15 protein-coding genes and 1 tRNA gene are annotated in these 14,908 nt (G+C 47.1%); 3 read left to right on the top strand and 13 right to left on the bottom strand.

The features are described from left to right. Window positions 1-16: 16 nt before the first annotated feature. The 3 genes from tagD to AB3Y94_RS00070 form a co-directional block, all read right to left on the bottom strand. Window positions 17-433 carry a glycerol-3-phosphate cytidylyltransferase gene (gene tagD / locus AB3Y94_RS00080; protein WP_125683723.1) on the bottom strand — a complete coding sequence of 139 codons (417 nt, stop codon included), beginning with the start codon at window positions 431-433 and terminating at the stop codon, window positions 17-19. 125 nt (window positions 434-558) lie between these two features. Next, complete coding sequence (locus AB3Y94_RS00075) at window positions 559-1,701, bottom strand: AI-2E family transporter (protein ID WP_367294621.1); 1,143 nt, start codon at window positions 1,699-1,701, stop codon at window positions 559-561. A gap of 167 nt (window positions 1,702-1,868) precedes the next feature. Further along, window positions 1,869-2,426 carry a DUF402 domain-containing protein gene (locus tag AB3Y94_RS00070; RefSeq protein WP_367294620.1) on the bottom strand — a complete coding sequence of 186 codons (558 nt, stop codon included), beginning with the start codon at window positions 2,424-2,426 and terminating at the stop codon, window positions 1,869-1,871. Between the two features lie 165 nt (window positions 2,427-2,591). Between AB3Y94_RS00070 and AB3Y94_RS00065 the strand changes: the two genes are divergently transcribed. Then, a complete protein-coding gene (locus AB3Y94_RS00065; RefSeq protein WP_367294619.1) occupies window positions 2,592-2,837 on the top strand; it encodes a YdeI/OmpD-associated family protein in 246 nt (81 codons plus the stop codon). 233 nt (window positions 2,838-3,070) lie between these two features. On the opposite strand, the gene AB3Y94_RS00060 is transcribed toward AB3Y94_RS00065, so the two are convergent. Both AB3Y94_RS00060 and recX read right to left on the bottom strand, forming a co-directional pair. Next, window positions 3,071-4,252, bottom strand: a complete 1,182-nt coding sequence (locus tag AB3Y94_RS00060) for a serine hydrolase domain-containing protein (protein ID WP_367294618.1) — start codon at window positions 4,250-4,252, stop codon at window positions 3,071-3,073. 29 nt (window positions 4,253-4,281) lie between these two features. Next, on the bottom strand, window positions 4,282-5,082 hold the full coding sequence (gene recX, locus AB3Y94_RS00055; protein WP_367294617.1) for a recombination regulator RecX: 801 nt from the start codon (window positions 5,080-5,082) through the stop codon (window positions 4,282-4,284). A 180-nt stretch (window positions 5,083-5,262) separates the two neighbouring features. Between recX and AB3Y94_RS00050 the strand changes: the two genes are divergently transcribed. Continuing rightward, window positions 5,263-5,724 carry a flavodoxin gene (locus tag AB3Y94_RS00050; RefSeq protein WP_367296455.1) on the top strand — a complete coding sequence of 154 codons (462 nt, stop codon included), beginning with the start codon at window positions 5,263-5,265 and terminating at the stop codon, window positions 5,722-5,724. An 89-nt stretch (window positions 5,725-5,813) separates the two neighbouring features. Here AB3Y94_RS00050 and AB3Y94_RS00045 read toward each other — a convergent pair whose 3' ends face one another. From AB3Y94_RS00045 to wecB, 3 genes are read right to left on the bottom strand one after another with little or no spacing between them, the layout of a single operon-like run. Further along, window positions 5,814-6,752 carry a YihY/virulence factor BrkB family protein gene (locus AB3Y94_RS00045; RefSeq protein WP_367294616.1) on the bottom strand — a complete coding sequence of 313 codons (939 nt, stop codon included), beginning with the start codon at window positions 6,750-6,752 and terminating at the stop codon, window positions 5,814-5,816. A gap of 21 nt (window positions 6,753-6,773) precedes the next feature. Then, on the bottom strand, window positions 6,774-7,631 hold the full coding sequence (locus tag AB3Y94_RS00040) for a nuclease-related domain-containing protein (protein ID WP_125683708.1): 858 nt from the start codon (window positions 7,629-7,631) through the stop codon (window positions 6,774-6,776). Then, window positions 7,624-8,757, bottom strand: coding sequence for a non-hydrolyzing UDP-N-acetylglucosamine 2-epimerase (gene wecB / locus AB3Y94_RS00035; protein WP_367294615.1), 1,134 nt, complete (start codon window positions 8,755-8,757; stop codon window positions 7,624-7,626). The genes AB3Y94_RS00040 and wecB overlap by 8 nt, the downstream gene beginning before the upstream one ends. A gap of 456 nt (window positions 8,758-9,213) precedes the next feature. On the opposite strand from wecB, the gene AB3Y94_RS00030 reads away from it, so the two are divergent. Further along, window positions 9,214-10,155, top strand: a complete 942-nt coding sequence (locus tag AB3Y94_RS00030; protein ID WP_125683704.1) for a glycosyltransferase family 2 protein — start codon at window positions 9,214-9,216, stop codon at window positions 10,153-10,155. 188 nt (window positions 10,156-10,343) lie between these two features. Here the strand turns inward: AB3Y94_RS00030 and AB3Y94_RS00025 are convergent, their stop codons facing one another. The 5 genes from AB3Y94_RS00025 to AB3Y94_RS00005 all read right to left on the bottom strand — a co-directional run bounded on the left by AB3Y94_RS00025 (window position 10,344) and on the right by AB3Y94_RS00005 (window position 14,805). Beyond that, a complete protein-coding gene (locus AB3Y94_RS00025; RefSeq protein ID WP_367294614.1) occupies window positions 10,344-11,699 on the bottom strand; it encodes a gluconate:H+ symporter in 1,356 nt (451 codons plus the stop codon). Between the two features lie 158 nt (window positions 11,700-11,857). Next, on the bottom strand, window positions 11,858-12,310 hold the full coding sequence (locus AB3Y94_RS00020) for a universal stress protein (protein ID WP_367294613.1): 453 nt from the start codon (window positions 12,308-12,310) through the stop codon (window positions 11,858-11,860). Window positions 12,311-12,741: 431 nt separating this feature from the next. Next, on the bottom strand, window positions 12,742-13,005 hold the full coding sequence (locus AB3Y94_RS00015) for a hypothetical protein (RefSeq protein ID WP_367294612.1): 264 nt from the start codon (window positions 13,003-13,005) through the stop codon (window positions 12,742-12,744). A gap of 330 nt (window positions 13,006-13,335) precedes the next feature. Continuing rightward, window positions 13,336-13,408, bottom strand: a tRNA-Arg gene (locus AB3Y94_RS00010). 50 nt (window positions 13,409-13,458) lie between these two features. Next, window positions 13,459-14,805: a DEAD/DEAH box helicase gene (locus AB3Y94_RS00005; protein WP_367294611.1), complete on the bottom strand. Its 1,347-nt coding sequence runs from the start codon at window positions 14,803-14,805 to the stop codon at window positions 13,459-13,461. Between the last annotated feature and the right edge of the window lie 103 nt (window positions 14,806-14,908).

Here is a 14,908-nt window from a genome sequence, read left to right as displayed (position 1 = left end):
AGGATCATCACCAACACTATTCCTTTTCCTGCCAGTCTTCTTCCTCAGTCAGGCCAAGGTCGTGCTTAATTTTAGTCGTGGAGATGCCTTCCGTCCGTGGTAAGTAAACAACTTCACAGTAATCTTTCAAGAAGTCGAACTTCCCCTTCCAGTCGTCACCCATGACGAAGATATCAATATCATTTTCTTGAACGTCGCGGATCTTTTGATCCCAAGTGGTTTCAGGAATCACGTGGTCCACGTACTTGATGGCTTCCAAGATATACTTACGGTCTTCGTAAGACGTGTAAGCGCGCTTACCCTTTTCCGCGTTAAATTCATCGGAAGAAACGCAAACGGTTAAGTCGTCGCCTAAGGCTTTGGCCCGCTTGAGCAGCCGAATGTGACCCTTGTGTAATAAGTCGAACGTTCCATAAGTAATTACTTTTTTCATGTAGAATCTCCTACTTTATCTGGTTAATCTCTCCGAATGCTCTCGTCGGAGGTTTTCGCTAAAATTCCAATAACAAACTAAATAGTAGCATATTGAGCCGTGACGTCAACTTCAAACCACAAACGTTAGTCTTTTCTTGAGAAGTTGACCGGTAATTCTGCCGCTGGTTTATCGGGATGTTCCAACCGCCAAATACTGTAAATGTATTGAATGACCGTCTTAACTACCGCATACAACGGCACTGCTAGAATCATTCCCAACAGCCCAGCAATATTCCCGGCGGCTAGCAAGATGATTATGATGGTCAGTGGGTGAATCTGGAGGGAACGTCCGATAATGTTCGGATAAACCAGATTTCCATCAATTTGTTGTACCACAATCACCACGATAATCACGTACAGAACCATATTTGTGCTGATGGTAAACGCCACGATGAGGGCTGGTAAAATGCCAATGTATGGTCCCACATACGGAATCAGGTTGCAAAGGCCACCGAACACGCCTAACAACAAGGCGTACCGTTCACCGATCAACATGTACCCCACCGCCGTAAACGTCCCGACGAATAGGCACTCAAGAATCTGACCACCCAAGTACCGGGCAATCGTTGCATTCATCCGACTCAACAGCTCCGCCGTCTGATCCGCATGTTTGGCTGGCAGCCACCGGCGAACCGCCGGCATGAACCGTTCACCGTCCTTTAACATATAGAACAGCATTACAGGCACTGTAACGGCCGTGACGGTCACTGTCGTCACCGTTCCAATGATTGTCCCAATACCGGTCGTTAAGCCGCTCATGAAGCTCTCAGCGTACTTAGACAACGCGCTCTGCAACTGGGTCAAGTACCTAGAAAAATCAACATCCTTAAATAGTGGTTGCTTCATCAGGTTTGAGAAGACCGCTTCGCTAGATTTGGCAAAGTCAGGAATGTTGCCAATCAGGTTAGTTATCTGATTAACCAAACGGGGCATGATCCACATGCCACCAGCAACGAGTACCGCCACTAACAGTAAAAAAACAATGGCTACCGCACCGGTTCGATTAATCCGAAATTGCCGCCAACGAACCTTCTCCAGGAACCGGACGATTGGATTCAAGAGATAGAACAAAACGCCGGACAACAGCATGGGGGCAAAGATGGTCGAGAGAAAGACCCCAATTGGTGAAAAGAGGAAACTGATTTGGGTACAGACCCAAATCAATGCCGCGACAATCAATAATTCAATGGACCAAAACATTAAACGTGAGTTGGCAATCCACTTCATGGGCAAAGTCCTTTCAGATAGAGATACTAACAATCAAACAACTAGGTTATTTCTTATGTATTCGTAATAGCATTTAGCAGCGTGGTCACTGACCAAGACTGGCATTATTTTTTAAAAAAGGAGCGAGCCACGAATGGACTTGCTCCTGGTGGTACGGAAGACAACTCTTACTGATCATTCGAGCGCCGTAGAAGCTCCTGATACCGCTGATACCAGAGATCGACATAGGCTTGGGAAAAAGGCCCCTTATGATGATTGATCCAATCGACAAGCGTCAAGACATTGGCCTTTAAGATGCGGTCCGTCTCTTCGCCATAATGCCACCGTTGGCTAAAATCTTCATACTCGTCAACATCGAGCAGGCGTTTTTCACCATCCGGAAAAACCTTCACGTCGAGATCGTAATCAATGTATTTAAGTGCCTCTTTATCCAAAACGTATGGGGAAGCCAAATTGCAGTAATAAGACACCCCATTGTCTCGAATCATCGCAACAATGTTGAACCAATAATGCTTATGAAAATAAACGATTGCGGGCTCACGTGTCACCCACCGCCGGCCATCGTCTTCAGTGACCAATGTGTGGTCGTTGACGCCGATGAGGGCGTTTTCGCTTGTTTTGAGTACCATAGTGTCGCGCCAAGTTCGATGCAAACTTCCGTCGTGCTTGTAGCTTTTGATCGTAATGAAGTCGCCTTCCTTAGGTCCTCTAGCTTCGCGCGTCATGTATAAACCCTACTTTCTAAGTAACGGGTAACTATAAAAATTCACTCAACATTATACCAGATTCGGGCCCCTTTGAATAGGTTCAGACCGATTCTGACAGACAAATTCCTTGGGGAACCACCGAATTTACGGTAAACTTAAGTGAATTAACGAGGTGAATCAATCATGGCACAAGCACCACTCAGTAGTTTTGAACCAATGATCCCCCAGGTTGCCGAACTCTTAGCAGACGATGACCAGTTAACGGCCTTCTTCAACAGCCTCACTGTTGGCTACCAACGTGAATGGGCCCGCTACGTATTTGGCGCAAAGGCAGCGACTACCAAGCAACGCCACATTGACGACATGCGGCTGATTTTAGCGGCTGGTTATAAGTCCAAGCGGGCTTACGGCAGTCGTCCCAATAAATAAGGGACACCTTCGGATTAGCACCCACAAAAACTCGACGGTTAGCCAATCAATAGCTAACCGTCGAGTTTTTGCGTTCATTATTTTCTGAAACTTGAAAGATAACCTAATACCACGCGTGTCATTCATGCCGAACTAACTAGTACCAGTTTAGTTGGGTAAGCTACCGTGTAAGCTGAGCGGCTGGACCACACTAATTTTCCTAATCCGCAAGTTAATGGTGGTTATAACAGCCATTAACTGTTCAACTGCCCCGCTTCGAGCAGGTTCCAAATAGAAATGGCAGACGTTTGTGCCAATTGGTTGGCCCGGTAGTAGTTGGTCAGAAGAATCACACCATCCTGCCCATCTTTGCTGACCAGACCGGCCGCTTCATACCCATAAGCCAGACCATGCACCCGAATGTAGTTGGGGTACACGTAAGCCCCACCACCGTACATAGAAGAAGACCCCGGCGCCAGCAACGTGTTGACATCATTTTGGGGATATAGCTTACCTAATAACATGTTACGTTCTCCAACAAATAAGTCATGAGCCGACATGTAGACTTGCCCCGTCCCAAACTGATAGAACATGGACGCTCGAGATTCCGGATAGGCCGAATCATAGTTAGTTCCCACATCAGCTGCATTATTGTTCTGATATCCCTGCGAATACGTCCGCCGCTGGTCCATCCGGAAGACGAATCCCGTATGGGTCAGGTGCCACGGTTGAATGATGTTTTCCGTGAAGTATTGCCGGTAACTCTGACCCGTGACCTTTTCAATAATTCCTGCCAAAAGCATAAAGTTGACCGGTGAATAATCCCATTTACCAATTGCCTTAGGATTGCTGATAACGTTTCGGAGGATAAAGCGAACCATCCCCCGTTCCGAGTTCAAGCTGTCCGGAAAGGCAGTCAATGTCAGACCACTCTTCATATCCAACATATCCCGCAATGTAATTAAATTAGCGCCCCTAATCTGCGGATAGTACTTGGCCAAATTGTCATTTAGTGAGAGTTTGTCAGCGGCAGCCAGCTTCATGATCAACCCAGCCGTGAAGGATTTTTGCACGGAAGCTAACTGGTAAATGCTGTTAACACCATTCCTCTTTTTCTGACTGGCGTCGGCATACCCAAATCCTTTTTGATAAATTACCTTGTTCTGGTGCATAACCAATGCCGTTCCCACAAATCGATTAGCCCGCAAAATAGTATCAATCTCCCGGCTTGCCGCGGTCTCCTTAGGCACAACCTTCTTGGGAGGGACGACCTTCTTCGGTCGTGGCTTAAGCTTGACCGGCTGCACAATTGAGCTACTAGATGACTCCGGTTGGGCGTCCGAATTGGTTTGACCACTGAACCACCATGCGAGGCCCCCACCAAGTCCTAACACCAGCCCCAACGCGATAACTGCCCCCATCGTTTGTCTCTTCATTGCAAGCTCCCCCTTACTCTTATTCTCAACTAATCAGCCGATTCCCCTAAATCAGCAAGCCAAGCGCTAATGTCATCCAGGTTGAATCCCTTTCGGTACAATGCTTGCTTGGTCTTATATTGACGTTCAGAATGACTCAGTGTGCGATAACGGTGCCACAGCTTCTCTCCCTGTTTAACCAGCAGGTCATGCTGCTGATCAACGTCGGGCGTCAGCTCCAACGTGGCCAGCATCTTGCTGGCATCATCGTTGTCAAACCCACGGGTCAGCAACCCCTGACGAATCTTCTGCTGTTGGGTCCCAAACGCTTGCCGATGATACCGCTTAGCCAATTTTTCGGCCACTGCCGTCCCCACGGCAAGGCGTTCTTCTGGCGTATAAAGGGTCAACGCATCGTCAATCCCCTTTTCTCCGACACCTTTTTGACGTAGATGCTGGCGAATCACCCGTGGGCCCTTGTCCCCGGTGTGCATCACCGTCCGCACGTAGCTGGCAGCGTAATGGGCGTCATCGACCAAAACCAGTTCCCGTAGTTTTTGTAGGGTTAAATCAATGGTTTCTGGTGGCACTTCCAAGTCAGCCAGTTTATCCCGGACTTCTTTTTCCGTCCGCAACTGTTTTGAAAGATAATCTAACGCCCGGTTATAGGCTTTCGAGACGTTATCCGCATCAACTAGTTGTGCTTCTAATTCCTTATCGACTTCCATGCCTTTAAATAGGCTGAAATCAATCAGGACACTCTCACTCACTGGAAAAGCATATTCTCCGTCAACGTAAACGTTATAACGGCCGCTACGTTTCTGAGCCTCAATCATGGTAATGACGGCCATTAATGTCACATCCTTTTAGAAATTTCGCCGAACAACTTATGGCTGTTCTTGCAATTATTCTACCAGTTCTCAGGCACTCGGGGAAAGCGAACAGCCAGATTAGTTAGCCAATTAACTTTTCGGGTTGACCATGTCCTGCTATAATTAGCACAACTAATCAACTTGAAGGAGTGGTCTGATTTGGTAACAGCTCACGTGGTCTTTGCCACCATCACCGGAAACAATGAAGACGTGGCAGACATCGTCACAGAAAAGTTAGAAGAACTCGGCTGTCAGGTCAAAGAAACCGAGATTTCTCAGACTGATGCCGCAGCGTTCAAACAAGCTGACATCTGCGTCGTTTGTGCCTACACCTACGATGAAGGATCTCTGCCCGACGAAGGGATCGACTTCTACGAGGACCTACAGACGTTGGACCTGAAGGGCAAAATTTATGGTGTTGCCGGATCGGGGGATACTTTCTACGGCAAGTACTACAACACCACCGTTGACCACTTTGAAGCAGCTTTTCACCAGACCCATGCCACTAGTGGCGCTACTGGCGTCAAAATAAACCTAGAGCCTGATCAGGCAGCTATTGACCAACTCGATCTATTTGCCACCCAGCTGGTCAACACTTACCGGCAGACGCATACCGACTAAAGCAAACATTCAGCCCAAAAACGACTCACGGCAACCTGTCCTGATACAGGTCGCCGTGGGTCGTTTTACTTACTACAATATACAATTCGCTATTTTTTGGCCTTAGGCCGCACGCCATTTTTTTTCAACCGATATCGTCGATATTTGAGCAGGTTAGGTAATGCCAACGACTTTTGCTCCTGAATCGCACCGACAATGAGTTCTTGAATCGACGCATTCAAAACCGCCCCAAACATCAGAATCAGACCAGTAAAGTTCAGCCAGAACATTAAGAAAATAAACGTGCCAATCGTCTTGTAGCTATCGATGTTGTGAACGAAATACTTAACGTAAAGTGAAAAAGCTTGCGATAGCAATAACCAACCAACCGTCGCCACTAAGGCTCCTGGCCACACGAACCGCCATTTTAATTTGGCGCTAGGCACAAAGTAAAATAAAATCATAAGGACCACGAATACCACGAAAAAAGTCAGTGGCCACTTCAACCCGTTGACATAATCCAAGATTGTGGTTGGCAAATGTAGCAATGGTGTCAATTGTTCCAACACAATCTGACCAAAACTAAAGAAAATCATCAACATAAACATTAACGCAATCAGCACAACCATCCAGAAAAATGCCACGATTCGATTAACGATTCCGTTTTGGTTTTTCGCAACCCCATACGCACTATTGACCGTTCGCTGAAATGCGGCTACTGCCCGTGAAGAAGACCAAATGGAGATGACGACCCCAATGGACAATACGCCACCACTCCGATTATTGAGAAAAGAGTGAATAATGGGGGCCATCATGTCAAAAATCCGTTCTGGCATTAGTGGCTCAAGACTATTTAAAACCGTATCCGTCTGAATATTAAGATACGGCAACAGGCTCGCTAGAACCAACAACGCTGGGAATAACGATAAGAGGGTATAGTAAGCCAGCACAACGGCCGAATCGGAAACGTTAGCCATTGTGTAATGCTTACTGATGGTTTTAATCACGTGCACTGCCTGTTTCGCACGCTTACGCCACTGAATGACCACTGTGTTCAGCCCCCTTTCGCTTTAGAACGACCCATAATCCTCAGCGAACTTAAGTGTGCTGATCATTTTTTCCAGCGTCTTGCGACTAAAGCGGACCCGCTTTGCCTGCCGGAACGACTCAATGAAAGTCGCCAGGTCTTGATAGTTACCGACGGCCGTACAATTATACGCATCATTAGGATTCAGCTTTGTCTTATTGCCGACGACCAGTGAATTGCTGTGATCATACCGATCGTAGTAGTTGTAATAGACTAATGGCTTAACAAAGTCGATAATTCGTTCATTCTTATTTTCTAATTTCTTATGCATCGTGATTTCACTGTTAATGTAGCGCACCAACAGCTTCGAAGAAAGCTCCGACTGGGTCGCCGGGTTACTGATCCCCGTGTGCAACGTAATGGAACGCTGCCCTCGTCCTTCCTGCTCCAAACTCATCGTGTAGCCCTGAGTCAGAGATTCATTTTCTTCCGATAAGTTGGGCAAGAAGAATCGGTCGAGCCGTCCAGTCAGCATCTTCGTTGTCTCTTTTTCTTTTTCTCGACTGGATAAATTGACCGCTGAAAAATCATCCAGACTGGACGAAAAGATTTCTTCCGACAAGTCATGGAAAATCATGCCCCGCCAATACTTACTCTCCACGTTAATGACCCCAAATGACGTCACCAACAGATTATCGATCTGCATGACCCGCCAGGAATCACCCTCGTTCATTTCCTGCGTCACAGGATTTTTGACCTTATTGGCAAAGTGAACGTTTCTTAAAATTTTGTAGTCAAAGCGTTCATTCTTTTTCTTTGCGGCTTGGTGAATATCCCGCATAATTTCAGATAATTGCTCAGTGGTCTTAATCTCGGCCCGGTCATACGCCGTCTCAGCCATTCGCATTGCCTCCATTGATGGCAGCTTGGATAGCTGTCAAAATTCGTTCTGAAGCGTGACCATCACCGTAAGGATTCTCGGCTTGAGCCATGCGATCATAAGCTGCTTGGTCGGACAACAAGCTTTCCATAGCTGTTGTGACCCGTTCTGGGTCGGTGCCTACCAACTTCAATGTCCCATTTTCAACACCCTCTGGCCGTTCCGTACTGTCCCTAAGGACCAATACCGGTTTGTTCAACGAGGGAGCTTCTTCTTGAACCCCACCTGAATCCGTCATAATCAGGAAACTCCGTGCGGCAATGTTGTGGAAATCAATAACGTCCAACGGATCGATCAAATGAATCCGGTCCATCCCATCTAGCTCCTGGTGAGCCACACTCTGAACGGCAGGACTCAAATGAACTGGATAAATCACTTCAACGTCAGGATGAGCCTCAACCACGCGGCGAACAGCCTTTAACACCGCGTGCATAGGTGCCCCTTGATTTTCCCGCCGATGCATCGTCAATAGAATCAGTCGACGGTTAGGGTCAACTTGATCTAACACGGCGTGATGATAATCCGCATCAACCGTCTGTTTGAGAGCGTCAATAGCAGTATTCCCCGTGACAAAGATATGATTGTCAGCGTGCGCTTGCTTTAATAAGTTCTGCCGGGACAGCTGAGTTGGTGCAAAATACAGATCACTTAATACATCCGTCAGTTGCCGATTCATTTCCTCCGGATACGGTGAGTACTTATCCCAAGTCCGTAACCCCGCCTCAACGTGGCCTAACATGGTTTGGTGGTAAAAGGCACTAACGCTGGCTGCAAAGGTCGTTGTCGTGTCCCCATGGACCAAAACGATATCTGGTTGTGCATCTTCAATGACCGCATCAAGTTTAGTCAGCACCCGCGTCGTGATCTGACTCAACGACTGCTTAGGCCGCATGATATTTAAATCATAATCTGGTTTAATTTTAAAGATATCAAGCACCTGGTCCAGCATCTCCCGGTGTTGCGCCGTAACGGCCGTAATCGGGGTGAACTCGGCGGGACGTTGTTGCATTTCTAGGATGATTGGTGCCATCTTAATGGCTTCCGGACGGGTACCAAACACCGTCATAACTTTAATTGGTTTCGTCACAATTCTTCCTCCAGTGGTGTTGATTAGGTCAATTATAGCAGAACCCCTGCCTTCATGATATTAAATACGAATTTTGCTGGCAAATGTGCTAAACTGAGGGAAAATTTTTAGCTTCAACTCTAAGGGCCTATGATTTAAGCCGATTGCGATACGGCGGCCAGGGATGAAACCTGTCACGGAGGCGTTTCGGCTACCGAACTGACTTCTCACTCGAATTTGAAACCATAAAACCATCAACTTCGCAATCGCTTTAATTCCGCGCCAATTACAAAGTCTGGATTTTTATTCACGGTTGTCAGGTAAGACGTTCCCGCTTACACGACCGTCGCTACTGGTATCAACCCTTTCAGCCAATTGAGCATGTGATTAATCGTCGCATAAATTTAAAGGAATTGTCATGGTAAGCCCCCAATAATTGAGGTAAGATAGTAACGTTGTGTGAAAGGAATGTCTGTGATGAAAAAGCTTAGTCTGGTCGTTCCTTGCTATAACGAGGAGGAGTCAATTCCCTTATTTTACCGAACCGTTAGCAAGGTGATCGATTCAATGAACACCCCTACACCGACGGTAACGCCGGAATACATTTTTGTGGATGATGGGTCGAGTGACCACACCTTAAACGAAATGAAAGAGTTACACCAAAAGTATCCTGAGACGGTTCATTTTCGATCGTTCTCCCGCAACTTTGGGAAAGAGTCGGCTCTCGCTGCCGGACTTCAAGCCACGACCGGGGACGTGGTGGCAGTCATGGACGTCGACTTACAAGATCCACCTGAGTTATTGCCAAAAATGCTCGCGTTAATTGAAAACGATGGGTATGACTGTGTTGGGACCATTCAGAAGGAACGTCGTGGTCAAAGCAAGTTGCGGGCCTTCCTGTCAACGAGTTTCTACAGCGTCATCAACAAGATTTCGGACGTGCGGATTGAACCCAACGCCCGGGACTACCGCTTGATGACCCGCCAATTTGTTGATACCGTGCTCTCATTGCCCGAATTCAATCGATTTTCCAAGGGAATCTTCAGTTGGGTCGGCTACAAGACGACCTACCTGGCTTATGAAAGCCAACCACGTGCCGCGGGGACTACCCACTGGAGTTTAAAGCAATTATTCTCATACTCAATCGAAGGAATCATTGATTTTTCCAATGCTCCCCTGCGCTTGGCCACCTGGGTCGGCAGTATTTCATTTATCTTGTCGATCATCGGCTTAATTTTTGTCATTGTTCGGGCCCTCACCGTTGGGGGTTCGGTCGCAGGCTGGCCATCACTCGTCGTTATCCTCTTATTAGTTGGTGGAATCCAATTATTCTGTCTAGGGATATTAGGCCAGTATATCAGTAAGATTTACCTAGAAACGAAACACCGCCCACAGTACATTGTTCGCGAAGAAAAATAAGACTCATTTGGACCCAAATGCTCACAGAGCGTTGCGGGCCCTTTTCTTTTGCTCCCAAATAGTTTCAAATAATCTTACGTTACTGCAACATGTGACAGCAGGTAGCCAGCTTTGCCCGACCATGTTCTGACACATACGGTAATAAAAAAAGTCCGAGACAATTGTCCCGAACCCAAAGTTTAAATGATTTAGTGAATAATGAGGTTCATCAGTAAGACCATCAACAGTCCGACCACTGAGATGACCGTTTCCAAAGTTGTCCAAACCTGGAATGTTTGCTTAACGCTCAGGTCAAAGTACTCAGAGAACATCCAGAAACCGGCATCGTTCACGTGAGAAGCAGCTAATGAACCGGCCCCAATTGCTAAAGCAATCATGACGGGGTCAGCACCTAATGTGTGCATCAGTGGTGTGATCAACCCAGAAGCAGTCATCCCAGATACCGTGGCTGAACCCAGTGAGATCCGTAAGATGACGGTAATTAACCAAGCTAACAGGATCGGTGAGAAACTAGAGTGCATCATCAACTGTTGCACGGCCTTCCCCACGCCACCGTCGATCAAGACTTGCTTAAAGGCAGACCCACCGGCAATAACCATCAGTAACATAGCAATCGACTTAATGGCATCTTCCAGCGTTCCACTGATTTCTTTCATGGTACGACCACGATGGAAACCCATGGACCAGATGGCAAACAGCAAAGCAATCACCATGGCGATCACTGGATTCCCCAGCATTGTGATGACAGCGTCTAGACCATGCGGATTTTTTGGAGCAGTCCCTCCGTTAACTGTCATTTGATAAATCGTTGCCAAAATCATGAAGACAACTGGGAACAGTGACGTGAAGACGGACAGACCAAAGCCTGGCGTTTCCTTCAAATCAAATTCCTTCACTTCACCAAAGGCGGGTAAGGACTTTTTGACGACGAACAAACCGGGATTGAACCGACGAATGACGCGTGTCCAGATAGGACCAGCGACAATGACACACGGAATCGCCACAATGATTCCGACCATCAACATTTCACCAACGTTAGCACCCAAAGCGGTTGCAACAGCAGTTGGTGACGGTTGTGGTGGTAAGAATCCTTGTGTGGCTGACAGTGCAGCGGCCATTGAAATTCCTAGGTAGAGGAACGGCACATCGGCCTCTAGCGCAACCGCGAAGACGATTGGCGTAACCAGTACCAGCCCCACTTCAAACAATAGGGAAATCCCAATTAGAAAGGAAGCTACTACGATGGCAACCTGAAGACGTCGCTTCCCAAAAATCTTAATCAGTGTCCGGGCAATCCGGTAGGATCCACCAGCATCGGACACCAACCGACCAATCATGGCACCAAAACCAAAAACGATAATCAGTTCGCCCATGGAGCTCCCAATACCGTTTTTGATTGACTCCGCAATATTTGCGGGATTCATGCCTAATCCAAGCGCTACCAAAATTGAGGTAACGATCAGTGATACGAAGGTGTTTAACTTTACTCGAATAATCAAGAAGAGTAACAGTAAAATACCCAATAACAAAATCACGAACTGCATTTTTCTCTCTCTTTTCTTATGCTTAATTCTGATGAACGACCTGCCGCAGTCGCTTCAACTCTTTCGCATAAGAACCATTGTATGAAAAATATTTTCAACTTGCAAGGGGGCAATTGAATGTTATTTACAATTCACGCGTGAAAACAGTCGTGAAAACGCTATCTGACAATCATCACAGAGATTGGAGAATATTTTGCCATGTAAGCTGCCTGACTCCCAAAGTATTTGCGAACACCGGATTGAGACAGCGACCCGATGACTAACAGGTCCGGTTGAACCTCTGGAATAATCTTTTTAACAATAGTCTCGCCGGGGTCCCCTTCACCGATGACAAACTTCACCTTGGTGATACCGAAGCGCTCCGCCAATTTTTGATACTGTTGTAAATGTTTTTGTAAGTCCGAACGTTGACCGTGGACGTAATCCTTACTCAACGCCTGGTAGATATTCATGTTATCCGATTCCAACACAGAACAAATGACCAGTTCAGCGTCATCAAACTTGGCTCGGTTCATTGCATACCGGAAAGCCAACTGCGCGTCAGGTGAGTCATCGACCCCCACCAAGATGCGTGTAAATTTCTTAGGGTTCATTGATTCAACGTTATCCATCGAAAAATCATCCTCCTTGTTTGACTACCCCCATTATAGATGAAAACTATCCCCATGGGGAGTCTGAACAGTTGAAAGCTTTTAAAGCCCAGTAAACCAATATTCGCAGACCTTCCCGCCTTACCAGCCGCCTGCTACGGGCTAGAACGGCACGGACCTAACTTGAAGCCTTGAAAAGTCCGAGTCTACAAGCCTGATCTTCTACTAAGCCAGTAAAAAAGTACTGATTAAGTAGACTGATGCACCTACACCTATAGCGATCGCCCCTCAGCTCACACCATAATTCATGGCGGTCTAAGGATGCCTAAAAAGGCTATCATGAGTTATTCTTAAAACTACGTTCATAGGACCTGCAGCGATTACCATATTCACCAAACTCCCTGACCTCTGGCGTGCGACCAACTTAAACTAATTAACAGTACCGATATTGGTTAGTAAACATCATGTTCACGTAACTTAGCATTCAACCAACGAAAACCATAAATTACCAATGTGGTGACTAGCCAGCATCCCAAAATAACTGCCACTATCAGGGCCAACGTTGCCAGCTTATCTGGCCCTTGCCACCAAACTTTGAACAACTCCCAGGCCTGAATCTTACGGTGAAATAAGAATGTTAGCGGTAAAAAGACAATTTCAAGTCCGATACCTAAACCAAATAACCCCCAAACATCCCGCATCGATCTTCGAAACATTAGCTCCCCTCCTTTAATTCTAGGATACGGGAGATTAGCGGACTTGCCAAGTTACTCTTGTGAGCGGTTGAATTTATGATGAAAATACCTAGTAAGCAGCAATCTCAGACCGTCCTCAATCTTCCGTGGACCACCTATTTGGTGAAACTCTTCCTATTAATAATAATCTCACAATAGGTTTCAACTTATTATGTTGGTAAACCGGTGGTAGGGTTGTTAATTGGTGGTATACAAAAAACGGCCAGGGAATTTTTCCCGTGACCGTTGCTAAAACGTGCACTTGTGACGCTAAGCGGAACCAGCTAACGACCCGCAGTCACACGCTGATAATGGCCCCACCCGGACTCGAACCGGGATCATTCGCTTAGGAGGCGAGTGCCCTATCCAGTTGTGCTATAGGGCCATAAAAGATCCGTAATTTATTCTGACACGGATCTTTTTAATTGTAAAGGACTACTTATTTTGGGCATCTTGATCCCGCCACTTTTTCCGCATCCCTTTGTTCTTAGTATGTCGGTTCTTATGTTTCTTTTTCTTAGTTGGGTTCGGTGTTTCTGCCTTGGCTACGGTGGCTTTACGTGGCTTCTGCTTAGCTGATTGCGAATCTGCCACCGTCTCCTCAACCATCGTTTGTTGCTTAGAACCTGTGGACGTTGCCGTTACCGGAGCTTTCTCCACTGTTTTGGCCGTTGCCACTGGGCGTTCAGTGGTCAACGCCCGTCCACTGAAGTAAACGGGTTCTAACTCATAATCCGTCTCCTTCAAAAGTTTCTTTAAATCCCGTAAATCATGATCATCCCCCAGGCTAATTACTTGCCCTGGTTCACCCATCCGACCGGTCCGGCCGACCCGGTGAACGTATTCATTGACCGAAGTTGGCAGATCATAATTGATGACAGCTGGCAACTTCGGAATGTCTAATCCCCGTGCCGCTACGTCGGTCGTCAGTAACAACTTGATGTGTCCCAGTCGAAAGTCTTGTAAGGCTTTTTCCCGCTGTACCTGCCGTAAATCGCTCGTCAGACTGGCCGCAGAAACGTGGTCATGATAAAACCGAGTTGCCGTTTTTCGTAAAGTATTGGCCTGTTTGAAGAAAACTAACGCCCGAAAGTTAGGCATCGCTAACAGCCGCTTGAGCATCTGGTCACGCTTGCCCATTCCCACTTCTAACATACCATGGTGAACTTGCCCCTGTGTATCATCTTGATCCCGCACGTCGATTCGTTCGACGGTCTGACCAAACCACTGGTCCAGCTCATGTAGGATTGGTGTGTCAGTTGCGGAAAAGAAACCGAGTTGCACGTCCGCGGGCGCCGCCTGAGCAATTGAACGGACCGTATCCAGCGTATCACCCGTTAACAGGTCATCCGCTTCATCAACAATCATAAGTGAAACCAGATGCAGTTTCAGTTTTCGGTCGCTAACCAGGTTCAATACCCGACCTGGTGTCCCCACCACGATTTCTGGGCGCTTTTTCAATCGTTCTGTTTGTCGTTTTACGTTAGCGCCACCCGTTAAAGCGGCGACTTTCAAGTCCAGCAATTTGGCCCAGTCTCGAATCACCCGACTAGTCTGAATGGCCAACTCCTGCGAGGGTTCTAAGACAATCAGCTGAATACCATCTCCTGGTAACAGGTTGGCCAGGGCTGGTAACGTAAACGCCACCGTCTTCCCTGATCCGGTTGGCGCAAGCCCCAACACGTTCTTATCCCCGACCATTGAATCATAGACAGCCGTTTGGATGGCGGTGGGTTCGCTGTAACCTAAATCTTTAAAATGCGCCTCAAATTGTTTTAACATACTGTTTCCTTTCTGCTAGTGCTCATCAGCGGGGAAACGGAGGTTACCCGCTACCCGTAAACTGTAAAGCACGTCGTTAACGGTGATACTCCATTTGAGCCAC

It is taken from the genome of Levilactobacillus yonginensis, from assembly GCF_964065165.1.
Taxonomy (GTDB): domain Bacteria; phylum Bacillota; class Bacilli; order Lactobacillales; family Lactobacillaceae; genus Levilactobacillus; species Levilactobacillus yonginensis_A.
This window is presented reverse-complemented; position numbering and strand designations above follow the sequence as displayed.